Below are 13,506 nucleotides of genomic sequence, written 5' to 3'. Positions count from 1 at the left end.
GATAATTTCATTATCAGGCAAAACGTATCGGTCAAAAAGGGAACTGCTGTACAAAGTAATTTGTACACAGTTCCCTTTTTTTGTACCTTGTAGCCACTGTATGCTGCGGAGCTGTTTCCCGTTTATAAAGGAAAACATCCTGCCCTGCTGCTTAAAGATACCTGCCGTATTAGATATTCTGACCAAGGAATCGCTGCAGCACTTGTCCCAGTTCCGCCACATCAACCGGTTTCGCCAGATGTACGTTCATTCCCGCCTGCAGCGCGTCACATACGTCTTCTTCAAACGCATTGGCCGTCATTGCCACAATCGGCAGGGTTAATGCATCATCCCGGTTCAAAGCCCGAATCGCCTTTGTTGCCTGGTATCCGTCCATAACCGGCATTTGGATATCCATGAAAACCAAATCATAATACCTCTCCGCAGATTCCGACACCTTCCGCACCGCTTCCTCTCCGTTATATGCCTCCTCCACCTGGACGCCGCTCTCTTCTATCAGTGTGCGTGCAATCTCCAGATTTATTTCGTTATCCTCTACGAGCAAAACACGTTTTCCATTGAAATCTCCGGCAGTTCCATTGAACATCGGCTTGGGCGCTTCCTCGTCCCCGCTTAGCTTCCTAAGAAGACTGGATATTTTCTCACGGTAAAGAGGCTTGGTAAGACTCGCTGTTGCTCCGCAGCTGCGGGCTTCGCTCTCTAATTCCGCCTGATCGTATGCAGTCAGGACGACCGCAGGAATATCATTTTCCACCGCTTCCCGGATACACCGTGCGGCAACACCCCCATCCATATCCGGCATCTTCAGACCCAGGATCACCAGCCGAATCGGATCCTGCGTATCCTTCGCCTGTATAACAAAGGAAACGGCCTCCTCCCCAGAGGCGGCAGAACTGGCATGCATTCCCATGTCTTCCAACAGTTCCACCATGCTTTCACTAACCTGCGGGTCGCCGTCCGCAATCAGGCATCGTGCCCCGCTCCATTCGAGGGGGGCAGTCTCCGGTCCTTTTGCCTGCAGCTTCAGCGGAATACTCACGGTAAAGGAAGACCCCTTTCCCAGTTTGCTCTCCACCCGGATACTCCCGTCCATCAAGTCCACCAGGTTTTTGGTAATGGCCATCCCAAGCCCGGTACCGACAATCTTGCTGCTGGTAGTATCCTGTACTCTTTCAAAAGGTTCGAAAAGTCTCTTTTGGAACTCCTCGCTCATTCCGATTCCCGTGTCAGAACAGTGGAATATAAAGCTGGAGTATCCGTTGTGACTCTCCTTTACCTGCCGCACATCCACACGTATTTTCCCATCTGAAGGCGTGTACTTCACCGCGTTGCTCAATATATTGATATAAACCTGCCGAATACGGAGGGAATCTCCTATTACTGCTTCGTTCTCCAATACAGCCAGATGCACATCCAGCTTCAGCCGGCATTCTGCCGTCTGCGGCCTGAAAAGTTCAATGACATCCGTTACCAATTCGGCAAAATTAAAAGGCTCCTCTCTGATTGACAATTTCCTGCTCTCTATCTTCGACATATCCAGCACATCGTTGATCAAACTGAGCAGATGCCGGCTGGAAATATCGATCTTTTTCAGGCAGTCCGCCACTCTGTCCGGATCATCCGGATGCGCGGCCGCAATCGCAGCCATCCCAATGACAGCATTCATGGGTGTACGGATATCATGGGACATATTTGATAAGAATTGGCTCTTAGCCACATTGGCGGCCCTGGCGCTTTCTAATGCACTCTTTAAAGTTTGCTGCTGCTGTTCCTCCTCATACCGCTGCTCATCGATCCGCCGGGAAATCAGGATCGCCAGCTTATCCTCGGAATAGGGATTGTCTACCGCAATGATTTGAGTAGAGATCCAATGATACTTCCCATCCGCCAGCAGGTGTTTATATTCCCCGCTGATTTCATCTCTTTCTCCGCCCAGGGCAGCCAGAAGGTATTCGGGCGCGAAACGCTGCTTAAAATGCTCCCGATGATCTTCGTGAATGGACGGCGCCATATCGGCATACAACTCACTGTAAGACTGCTGTCCTCCAATGGAGAGCATAAGTCCCGGCCTGATATACACAAACTTCAGAGTATCATGGGACAGGTTAAGGCTGATGATCAAAGGATACGCATTCGAGATCGCTCCCACCAGTGTTAAACGCTCCTGCAGATCCCTGCGCTTAGCCTCTTCTTCTGCCAATTTTTCCTCGGTAATGTCATGAATGGCAATGATGAATACCGGATGAGCATTTTCATCCAGAGTTTTTTCCACAATCCCGGCCGCCCAAAAGTAAGAATCATCCCTTGTTCTGACCCGGATTTCAAAAACATTCTTATGCCCATTCTCTGCGGCATCCTGAAACAGCTGCACCGCTCTTTCATAATCCTCGGGATATACCATGCTGCGGAGACTCTTCCCTTCCAGGACGTCGTTCGGGGATCCTTTCGGAAATCCCAGAAGGCGTAACCCCTCCTCATTGACCTGCAGAAACCGGTACGGCTCATCTGATGTCGTTAAGGCAATTCCCTCAGGAACAGCATTATACAGGTGACTGATATACTCCGCCTGATTACGGAGCCTGTGGTTCGCCCGGTTTACATAACGGAAATACAGCAGAACCAGCAGGGCTATTCCCAGGATAATACAGCCAATCAAGGCAAAGGTGCGCATTATAATCTGGCTGGTCTGCTTATTCACAACAGCGGAAGGGATAATGGAAACCAAATACCAGTTAGTATCCAGCTTCAAAGGGATATAGCAGAAAACAGTATTTTCTCCCTGATAGGTAAAGGTGGCCCATCCCGTTTTCCCCTCCTTTAGGGACTGTGTAAAACGCTCCAGCCCGGTGTGGCTGTTTTCAGGTACCTGCAGCATATCAAAGAGATTCTGTACGGTTTTGTTGCTGTTGGGATGAGGCGGCCGGATAAGGACATTGCCTTCTGTATCCAGCACATAAGAAAAGCCTGTGTCCTGATAAAACGAAACAGTAAAAGTGTCGACGATCCGATCCACCTCAAACTCTTTGAGCAAATATCCTTTTGTACCGTCTTTCAGCGTCACCTGCACATACAGGTTAAACACATTGACGCCAGTAACACTGCTGATATGCGGGGCAATAATTCCCTGTTTCCGGTCATTCTTCGCCAGTATTTCCGTTAAGTTTTCATCGATCCCCACATCATCCGGATAGCATGCTGCATTCTCCAGGTACAGGAGGATGCCTGTGTCCACCGCACTGTAATCCATTAAACATTCGTCCAGTTCGTCGGCCTGCGAACTGGTAAACCCACTTAAATGGGCCGCCACGGTTCCCATTACTTCGTATTCCCCTTGCAGCTGGATCTGCAGCGTGTTGCGCCCCTGCTGGGTACTCTCAAGAATGGAAGCCATCGACTGCTGCCACAGCTGGCTCTGTACTGCCCTTACGAAAAAGGCTGTAATGGTGCTGAGCAAAACGCCTGTAACAAGCGCTGCGGTCACAATCAGCAATTTTGATTTTTTTGGTTCTGTTGCTTCATTCTTTTTCAAGGCATCCTGTCCTCCTCCACCTGCAGATCCATCCAATCCATGACTGTATCCAGCGCTTCCCCCGCAAGCAGCTTCTGTGACGCTTCAGCAGTCAGCTCCCAGATCGGCAGATCCAGCAATGCGTCCGTGCCTATCACCGTACGCCCGCTTCTGTAACAGGACACCAGCGGCAGGATCTCCTGCGCCGGTGACGGATCTGCCCCCTGCAGCGGATTGAATGAAGACTGCTGATCTGCAAATTTTTGTATATTTTCCGCCCTGGTAAAATACTCTACAAATTTCATAGCAGCATCTATATGCCCGCTGCCGGCATTTACGCTCAATTTTGTATCCGGATTGATCACCAGCAGGGAACCGTCCTCTAAAACCGGAAGTGGATGCACCTCAAAGCCGAACTCCGGCTGCATCGCGCTGACGCGCCCGGCCGCCCATGCCCCCGTCAGCATAAAAGGAGACTCTCCCTTGATAAACTCTTTCAGATCATCGGAGGTTTTCTTCGTATCGAGTGCCTTTTCTCCGTCAATATATCCTTTCCGGATAAAACTTTCCACTATGGAGAACCCGGAACTCAGATAATGGCTCAGCGTCTCTTCACCGCTGTTAATCCGAGCAAATACTTCTGCCTGCACCTCTTCCTGATAGATAGAGTAAAATCCGTACCCGATGGCCAGTGTCTTCAGGGAAATGTCATTGTTAGCAATCATCGGTGTAATCCCCCTGTCTTTGAAATAACCGCAGACCGTTTCCCATTCTCCGAGATTCTGAGGCACCTCCTGCCCGTGTTTTCTGAGTAAATCCATGTTACAGTACAGCCCAAACGCCGATACCGTGGTAGGCATCCAGTAGATTTTTCCGTTCTCCTCCATTTGGCTGCGCATCTGCCTGGTATACTCCGGGATCACGCTGAGTGATGACAGATCCGCCACCTGCCCGCTCTGCTGCAGCTCCAGCAAGATATCGTGATTTACCATAAAAACGTCGTTTCCCTTGCCGGAAGCCATCCTCTTTCTTAAGGCTTCAAAGTATTCGGTCCCTTTCAGGCTTTCATAGGAAACACGGATACCAGGATTCTCCGTCATGAAACCGGAAATGATCTCCTCTATGACCGTAACATTTTCCGGTTCATACTTATTCCCAAAAAAGGTAATGGTTGTAGTTTCTCCGTCCTGACCATCATAGTTTACTACTCTGCTGTTCTCTTTGCATCCGGATAATATACACAATATTAAGGCAGAAAGGATCAGCAGAGCAATCGTTCTTTTTTTCATATCTTCTATCCTTTCGCTCATTTTCCGAATTGACGATCAATAGCATGCACGGATAATTTCATTTAAACTAAGTAAAAATCCAATATGGACCCCATCCAATATCGAATCATTATACGATGTAACTAAAATTCATGACTGAAATTCTCCATTTAAAAATGTGCAGACATGATCTTCCCACTGACATTCATTATACCATAAACAGCCTTTTTTGCAATGTTTTCCCCTCACGGAAGGCGAGTTTCCGTGAGCTGGATGCGTAACCGTTCAGTCCGTCCTGAACGGTTGCATGGTCTCTCAATTATACAGAACAAACATTCGGTTTTTACTGTACATTTTCCAGAACCTCTGCTATAATCATATCTGACACTATGAAAGTATGAAATTCCCAATTATAGGGAATTGTTTATATATGGAGGTATCGGGTTTATGGATCATTTTGAACTTGTATCGGAATACCAGCCCACGGGTGACCAGCCACAGGCCATTGCCGAGCTGGTGCGTGGGTTTAAAGAGGGCAATCAATTTGAAACTCTGCTCGGCGTTACCGGTTCCGGTAAGACATTTACCATGGCTAACGTGATTCAGGCGCTGAACAGGCCCACTCTGATCATCGCACACAACAAGACTCTGGCCGCTCAGCTTTACGGGGAATTCAAGGAATTTTTTCCTAAAAATGCGGTCGAATATTTTGTAAGTTACTACGATTATTATCAGCCGGAAGCCTATGTTCCCTCATCGGACACATATATTGCCAAGGATTCGGCGATCAATGACGAGATCGACAAGCTCCGCCTGTCCGCCACCATGGCCCTGGCGGAACGTCGGGATGTGATCATCGTAGCCAGCGTATCCTGTATCTATGGACTGGGAAGCCCGATGGACTACCAGAACATGGTGATTTCACTGCGCCCGGGCATGACGCGGGACAGGGATGAAGTCATGGCAAAGCTCATTGAGATTCAGTATGACAGAAATGAAATGGATTTCCACCGCGGCACCTTCCGGGTGCGGGGTGACGTTCTGGAGGTGATCCCTGCTTACTCCGAGGATACCGCGATCCGCATTGAATGGTTCGGGGATGAAGTGGAGCGGATTACCGAGATTGACGTCCTGACCGGAGAGATCAAGGATGAGCTGAAGCACATCGCAATCTTTCCCGCGTCTCATTATGTTGTGGACAAAGAGAATATCGCCCGCGCTGTAACCGCTATTGAGGCAGAGCTGGAGGAGCGCGTTAAGGAATTCAAGCGCCAGGATAAGCTGCTGGAAGCACAGCGGATTGCAGAGCGCACAAATTTTGATATCGAGATGCTCAAGGAGACCGGATTCTGTTCCGGCATCGAGAACTACTCCCGCCATCTGTCCGGGCTTGCACCGGGGCAGCCGCCCTACACGCTGATCGACTACTTTCCCGATGATTTTATCATCATGATAGATGAGTCCCACAAGACCATTCCTCAGATCGGCGGCATGTACTCCGGTGACCAGTCGCGCAAGTCTACCCTCGTGGACTTCGGATTCCGGCTGCCGTCGGCAAAGGACAACCGTCCGCTCAATTTTGAGGAATTTGAGAGCAAGATCAATCAGGTTTTATTTGTATCTGCCACACCGAGTGTTTATGAGCAAGAACACGAACTGCTTCGGACAGAGCAGGTTATCCGCCCCACAGGGCTGTTGGATCCCGAGGTTACGGTCCGTCCGGTGGAGGGACAGATCGACGATCTGATCGGCGAAGTGAATAAGGAGATTGCAAAAAAGAATAAGGTTCTGGTAACCACGCTGACAAAAAGAATGGCCGAGGACCTGACCGACTATATGCGTGAGGTGGGCATCCGTGTCAAATACCTGCACTCCGATATCGATACCCTGGAGCGTACTGAGATCATCCGTGATATGCGTCTGGATGTATTTGATGTACTCGTGGGCATCAACCTTCTGAGGGAAGGGCTGGATATTCCCGAGATCACACTGGTGGCGATCCTGGATGCGGATAAAGAAGGGTTCCTGCGTTCCGGCACCTCACTGATCCAGACGATCGGCCGTGCAGCACGTAATGCAGAGGGGCATGTCATTATGTACGCGGATACCATAACAGATTCCATGCGGACAGCTATGGATGAGACACAGCGCCGCCGCGAGATACAGATGAAGTACAATGAGGAGCATGGAATCACACCGCAGACGATCCGTAAATCAGTACGTGATCTGATCAGTATTTCCAAGAAAGTTGCCGCAGAGGAGATGCGGATGGAAAAAGATCCGGAATCCATGAGCCGAAAAGAACTGGAAAAATTAATTGCAGACCTGTCAAAGCAGATGAAAAAGGCTGCTGCTGAACTGAACTTCGAATCCGCTGCTGAACTGAGAGACAAGCTGGTGGAACTCAAAAAAGTCCTGAACGATATGGACGACTGACAGATCATTATAAATACATTAGAAGGAACAGGAAGGATTACACATGGGCAAAAAAATGGACGCCAGAAAGTACATTAAGATACGCGGCGCAAATGAAAACAACCTGAAAAATATAGATTTGGACATTCCCAGAAATGAGCTGGTCGTACTGACCGGTCTCAGCGGCTCCGGAAAGTCCTCTCTTGCATTTGATACAATTTACGCGGAAGGCCAGCGCAGATATATGGAATCACTGTCCTCCTATGCAAGGCAATTTCTCGGCCAGATGGAAAAACCGAATGTGGAGAGTATTGAAGGACTCTCTCCTGCAATTTCCATCGACCAGAAATCAACCAATCACAATCCCCGTTCTACAGTCGGAACCGTAACGGAGATCTACGACTATTTCCGACTTCTCTACGCGCGCATCGGTATCCCCCACTGTCCCAAATGCGGCAAAGAGATTATGAAGCAGACCGTGGACCAGATGGTGGATCAGGTCATGAACCTGCCCGAGGGAACAAAAATACAGCTTATGGCCCCGGTGGTCAGGGGCCGAAAGGGAACCCATGCCAAGCTCCTGGAACGTGCAAAAAGGAGCGGCTACGTGCGTGTACGCATCGACGGAAACCTCTATGAATTATCCGAGGAGATTACCTTGGATAAGAATATTAAACATAACATTGAGATAATCGTGGACCGCCTTGTCGTAAAATCCGGTATTGAGAAGCGCCTGACAGATTCTGTGGAAAGCGTACTGAGCCTTGCAGAAGGCCTGCTGACTGTCGATATCATCGGCGGAGAAGCAATGAATTTCAGCCAGAGCTTTGCCTGCCCGGACTGCGGAATCAGCATTGAAGAGATTGAGCCGAGAAGCTTCTCCTTCAACAATCCCTTCGGCGCATGTCCGGTGTGCTTCGGCCTGGGATATAAGATGGAATTTTCTGAGGACCTGATCATCCCCAATCCATCGCTCAGTATCAGCGAGGGGGCCATCACAGTCATCGGCTGGCAGTCCTGTACGGACAAATCCAGTTTTACCAGAGCGATTCTGGATGCGCTCTGCAAAGAATATAAGTTTGATCTGGATACTCCCTTTGAAAAGTATCCAAAGAAAGTGCATGACATCCTAATCCACGGAACAAACGGAAAATCTGTAAAGGTATATTATAAAGGGCAGCGCGGAGAAGGCGTCTACGATGTGGCCTTTGAAGGACTTCTGAAAAATGTGGAGCGCCGTTACCGCGAAACGGGATCCGACTCTATGAAGGCAGAGTATGAAACCTTTATGAATATTACCCCCTGCTCCGAGTGCGGAGGGCAGCGGCTGAAAAGGGGGGCTCTGGCCGTTACTGTAGGCGGTCAGAATATCGCCGCCGTTACCGCTCTGTCCATCAATAAACTGCAGAAGTTCCTTCAGGAGCTGCAGCTCACCGAGACACAGCTGCTGATCGGCGGGCAGATACTGAAGGAAATCAAGGCCCGGATCCAGTTTCTGATGGATGTGGGGCTGGATTATCTGACACTGGCAAGGGCAACCGCCACTTTATCCGGCGGAGAGGCCCAGAGGATCCGCCTGGCTACCCAGATCGGCTCCGGCCTGGTAGGCGTCGCCTACATTCTGGATGAGCCAAGCATCGGGCTGCATCAGCGGGACAACGATAAGCTTCTCGGCACACTGAAGCACCTCAGGGATCTGGGCAACACTCTAATTGTCGTAGAGCACGATGAAGACACCATGCTGGCTGCCGACTGCATCGTGGACATCGGCCCAGGCGCAGGCGAACACGGCGGAGAAGTGATCGCCGTCGGAACCGCACAGGAAATCATGAAAAACAAGAACTCCATCACCGGAGCCTATCTGAGCGGCAAGATCAAAATACCGATTCCCGAAAAAAGAGAACAGCCTGCCGGATACCTCAGAATTATCGGTGCACAGCAGAATAACCTGAAAAATATTGATGTAGACATTCCACTTGGAATTATGACATGTGTGACCGGTGTTTCCGGTTCGGGTAAGAGTTCTCTTGTGAACGAAATCCTTTATAAAAAATTGGCAAAGGAACTCAACCGTGCAAGGACAATCCCGGGGAAACACAAGCGCATCGAAGGATTGGATCAGGTCGATAAAGTAATCGACATCGATCAGTCCCCGATCGGACGTACTCCCCGTTCCAATCCTGCAACTTATACCGGAGTCTTCGATCTGATCCGCGATCTGTTTGCTTCAACCCCCGATGCCAAGGCGCGCGGCTACAAAAAGGGGCGTTTCAGCTTCAACGTCAAGGGCGGACGCTGTGAGGCCTGCAGCGGCGATGGGATCCTGAAGATCGAGATGCATTTCCTTCCGGACGTATACGTTCCCTGCGAAGTTTGCGGCGGCAAGCGCTACAACCGTGAGACTCTGGAAGTTAAATATAAAGGAAAGACCATCTATGACGTCCTCAATATGACCGTAGAGGAAGCCCTGCAGTTCTTCGAGCATGTTCCAAGCATCCGTAGAAAGATGGAGACCCTCAACGATGTGGGCCTTTCCTACATCCGCCTGGGACAGCCTTCAACGGAATTATCGGGCGGCGAAGCCCAGCGGATTAAACTGGCGTCCGAACTGAGCAGACGCAGCACAGGAAAGACAGTCTACATCCTGGACGAACCAACAACCGGCCTCCACTTTGCCGATGTCCACAAACTGACAGAAATCCTAAGGCGGCTCTCCGGTGACGGCAACACCGTCATCGTAATCGAACACAACCTGGATGTCATCAAAACTGCCGATTATATCATCGATATAGGACCGGAAGGGGGCGACAAAGGCGGAACCGTAGTCGCAACCGGAACACCGGAAGAAATCGCTGAGAATCCGCAATCCTACACAGGTAAATATATCAAAGGAGTGCTGAATCGGGATTGAGGGATTGCGGTAAAGGGGCCGCAGACGGGAAAGGCGGCTGGGAATGGGTCTACGGATATATAATCTATAGGTTATTATCACTTTATTGTATGTTTCTTACCGAGCATTCAGGCAACATCCGCTGCTCCCGTTCTGATTTTCTCCCGAGGAGGGATGATTTTCCGACCGGCCGGATGCACCAGCTGTCTGGAATCGCGGCAGTCCTCTTTGGGATGCTTCTTTGCGGTGTTACAGCCGCTACATCAAAATGAAAGCCAGCATATGGACTAATCGCAGGACTTCCAGTCCTGCGATTAAGCCGACTCAAGCGGGTATGCATCGACATACCCGTGTTTGTCGGCGGTGTCCATCATGCTGGCTTTCATTTTGATTAGCGGCTGTTACGCCGCAAAGCCGCATCCCAAAGAGGACTGCCGCGATTCCAGACAGCGTCCCCCCCATCCGTTCGTTAAAAACCTCACTCCCTAAACAAATGTGATTGATGCGTCTTTTGGGAGTGCCAGTTTACATTCTACTTCGATGCATTTGATGATTCCTGCTATGGCAGGACAAGATGCATGGCCCGGAAGTTTTTCTGCTGCATAATCGTAGAGCGGGCCGGTCCCTGGTTTTCCAAGACAGACTTCGTAGGCGTCCCATGTATCACCTAATTCTTCTGTCATTTTATTGATGGATTCGCAGCCAGATGTAATCTTTACCTGTACTTCCATCCCGTCCTCTGAAGTTGCTTCTACCTGTGTGTCAAGTCCGCATGGGCCTGGCTGAATTAATACCTTTGTCATAGTAACGCCTCCATTTTCTTTATATGTAATTGTAATACAACTATTATAGGCCTGGAATCACCGGGAAGTCAATTCTTATTATGGTTCATGGGAAGGGGAATTTGCTTCCTGGTTTTCCCCTGTCATATCGTATCATTCCATGTTATAATATTACCGCTGTTTATAACTCTTCAGAAGTACAAACGGTACTGCTGTATTTATTTTAAATATAATTAACTGCTTAGTTAGGGGAATTCATAGAATGAAAAAAGGAATTGACTTGTTAAATGGCCCCATAGCCGGGTCGCTGGCCAGACTGGCCCTTCCCATTATGGGGACTTCGCTGATTCAGATGGCCTATAATCTGACCGATATGCTCTGGATCGGACGGATTGGCAGTAATGCCGTGGCAGCCGTTGGGGCGGCCGGCATGTATATCTGGCTTTCCGCCGGATTTACCATGCTTGCAAGGATGGGGGGACAGGTGCTTACGGCCCAGTCTCTGGGCGCCGGAAAAGAGGAAAAGGCGGTACAGTATGCCACTGCTTCCCTGCAGATGGGACTGCTCTTCGGACTTCTCTACGGTGTGATATCCGTGATATTTAATAGACCACTGATTGACTTTTTCCGCCTCAACAGCCCGGAAGTGATTCTGGATGCCCGCTGGTACCTGGCGGTCACCTGTGGAGGAATTGTATTTAACTTTATCAATCAGATTCTCACAGGGCTTCTGACGGCCATGGGAAACAGTATGATCACATTCTGGTCCACAACGATCGGGCTTGTGATCAATCTGGTCCTAGACCCGGTTCTGATATTCGGGCCTGGGCCGCTGCCCCGTCTCGGCGTTAAGGGGGCCGCTGCAGCTACTGTTTTTGCACAGATAATGGTGTTCTCAATCTATCTCCTGCGTATACGGAGGGATGCTCTGATCTTTTCAAAAGTCCGTATTCTGCAGCGGCCTGCCGTAAACCGCATGAAGGAAATTCTGCTTGTGGGTCTTCCCGCTTCCGTCCAGAATTTGATTTTCACCGGCATCTCCATGCTGATTGCGAGAATGATCGCAGGCTGGGGCGATGCAGCCGTTGCAGTCCAGAAAGTCGGCAGCCAGATCGAATCCATCTCCTGGATGACCGCGGAGGGATTTGGCAGTGCAGTCAATGCATTTACCGCGCAGAATTATGGCGCCGGCAAAAACGACCGTGTCAGAAAAGGCTACTTCAGCGCACTCAAAATCATGTGCACCTGGGGTCTTTTTACGACGCTTGCGCTCCTTCTTTTCCCGGAAATCCTGTTCCGCGTCTTCATCCCGGAAGCAGACATCCTCCCAATGGGCACAGACTACCTGCGCATTCTGGCTGTCTCACAGCTTTTTATGTGCACAGAGGCCGCATCCGCCGGAGCATTCCAGGGACTGGGCAGAACACTGCCGCCATCTCTGATCGGAATCATATTCAACACACTTCGGATTCCACTGGCAGCCGTCCTCTCGGCCAGCGTGCTGAAACTCAATGGAATCTGGTGGAGTATCAGCATCTCCAGCGTCCTGAAAGGCATCATTCTGCCCATCTGGCTGATGCTCTGCATGTACAGCCTGCACCACGTAAAAAAGAGCGGAAAACGCCGAAACGGCTTGTAAAACCATCTGCTTCCCGTCACACTCTCCTGTCTTATCAATATACTGATTATATAAGAAAGAGAAGGAGTGTATCAATATGAGACCAAATTGTTGTCCACCGCCAATTCCACCATGTCCGCCCGAACCGCCCGGGGAAAGTATCAATTTTTATGCCCAGTACGGCGTACAGTCCAGTCCGCCGTCAGGTTCAAACCTGCCTCTGATCCCCATTTTCCAGGAGGGCACTCAGATACACCTAAACGGAAACACCGAAATCATTCTGCCCCCCGGCTATCTATACCTAATAAACTATCTGCTCCTGGCCACCACAGAGCCAGACAATTACATGCAGATCGTTCCCAGAATCAACGGAACCCTGCAGCTGCTTTATTCCTTCCTTGCCCCCGCAGGCAGCGGCTCCCGCAACACCTCCGCCGCCGGAAGCTTCACCACCAACGCAGCAGCAGCCGAAGAAGCCCGCCTATCCTTCAGCCTGACCTACCCTCCGGAAGTAAGAAACATAGACATCTCCGGAGCCATATCCATAACCCCACTAATAAAAATTTCCACCCAAAGCACCTAATTCTTCAAATATGAGAACATAAAAACAATTTTAACCCCCATCCGTTTAAACCACCTCCTGATCCGTCGCACCGCCTCACCGGATGCGCCCAGCCTGCCAGCGGTTTTGGTATCAGGCACAGGGGAAGTGTGTGCTGGTTTTACAGGCATAGAATAAGCTTAGCGCAGCTTGAGAGAAAACGGCCGGATTTTATGGATGACATTTGATTCACAAAATCAAATGTCATTGAAGGCTGAGCTGCGCTGTCATCAGACAGCGCAGTGAATCCTTCATGTTCCATAAAATCCGGCCGTTTTCTCTCTAGCTGCGCTTAGCGAATGGACAGCCAGTAAAACCAGCACCCACTTCCCCTGTGCCTAATACCATGTCCAGTTTCAGGACATAGGTAAGTAAAAAGTTTCAGGACATAGGTAAGTCCAAATGTTAAACTATACAGAAATAA

Annotated in this window: 7 protein-coding genes; 4 read left to right on the top strand and 3 right to left on the bottom strand. The window is 49.9% G+C overall.

From position 1 onward, the window contains the following. Window positions 1–169: 169 nt before the first annotated feature. Both GKG43_RS09725 and GKG43_RS09720 read right to left on the bottom strand, forming a co-directional pair. Window positions 170–3,529 carry a response regulator gene (locus GKG43_RS09725; RefSeq protein ID WP_347562008.1) on the bottom strand — a complete coding sequence of 1,120 codons (3,360 nt, stop codon included), beginning with the start codon at window positions 3,527–3,529 and terminating at the stop codon, window positions 170–172. Next, the gene (locus GKG43_RS09720) at window positions 3,526–4,797 is read right to left on the bottom strand and encodes an ABC transporter substrate-binding protein (RefSeq protein WP_055153073.1); all 1,272 of its coding nucleotides are present in this window, start codon (window positions 4,795–4,797) and stop codon (window positions 3,526–3,528) included. Before GKG43_RS09720 ends, GKG43_RS09725 begins: the two co-directional genes overlap by 4 nt. Window positions 4,798–5,223: 426 nt before the next feature. Here GKG43_RS09720 and uvrB point away from each other — a divergent pair, with 426 nt between their 5' ends. Then, entirely contained in the window at window positions 5,224–7,212 is a 1,989-nt protein-coding gene (gene uvrB / locus GKG43_RS09715; protein WP_050640945.1) for an excinuclease ABC subunit UvrB, read from the top strand. Window positions 7,213–7,255: 43 nt separating this feature from the next. Next, window positions 7,256–10,102 (top strand): excinuclease ABC subunit UvrA, encoded by a 2,847-nt coding sequence (gene uvrA, locus GKG43_RS09710; protein ID WP_050640946.1) that lies wholly within the window; start codon window positions 7,256–7,258, stop codon window positions 10,100–10,102. Between the two features lie 464 nt (window positions 10,103–10,566). Here uvrA and GKG43_RS09705 read toward each other — a convergent pair whose 3' ends face one another. After that, window positions 10,567–10,884 carry a hypothetical protein gene (locus tag GKG43_RS09705; protein WP_025655649.1) on the bottom strand — a complete coding sequence of 106 codons (318 nt, stop codon included), beginning with the start codon at window positions 10,882–10,884 and terminating at the stop codon, window positions 10,567–10,569. 241 nt (window positions 10,885–11,125) lie between these two features. On the opposite strand from GKG43_RS09705, the gene GKG43_RS09700 reads away from it, so the two are divergent. Next, on the top strand, window positions 11,126–12,502 hold the full coding sequence (locus tag GKG43_RS09700; RefSeq protein WP_129879044.1) for an MATE family efflux transporter: 1,377 nt from the start codon (window positions 11,126–11,128) through the stop codon (window positions 12,500–12,502). Window positions 12,503–12,578: 76 nt separating this feature from the next. Beyond that, a complete protein-coding gene (locus GKG43_RS09695; protein WP_050640949.1) occupies window positions 12,579–13,064 on the top strand; it encodes a hypothetical protein in 486 nt (161 codons plus the stop codon). Window positions 13,065–13,506 lie beyond the last annotated feature (442 nt).

Source organism: Eubacterium sp. BIOML-A2 (assembly GCF_009680135.1).
Taxonomy (GTDB): Bacteria; Bacillota; Clostridia; order Lachnospirales; family Lachnospiraceae; genus Faecalicatena; species Faecalicatena contortus_B.
This window is presented reverse-complemented; position numbering and strand designations above follow the sequence as displayed.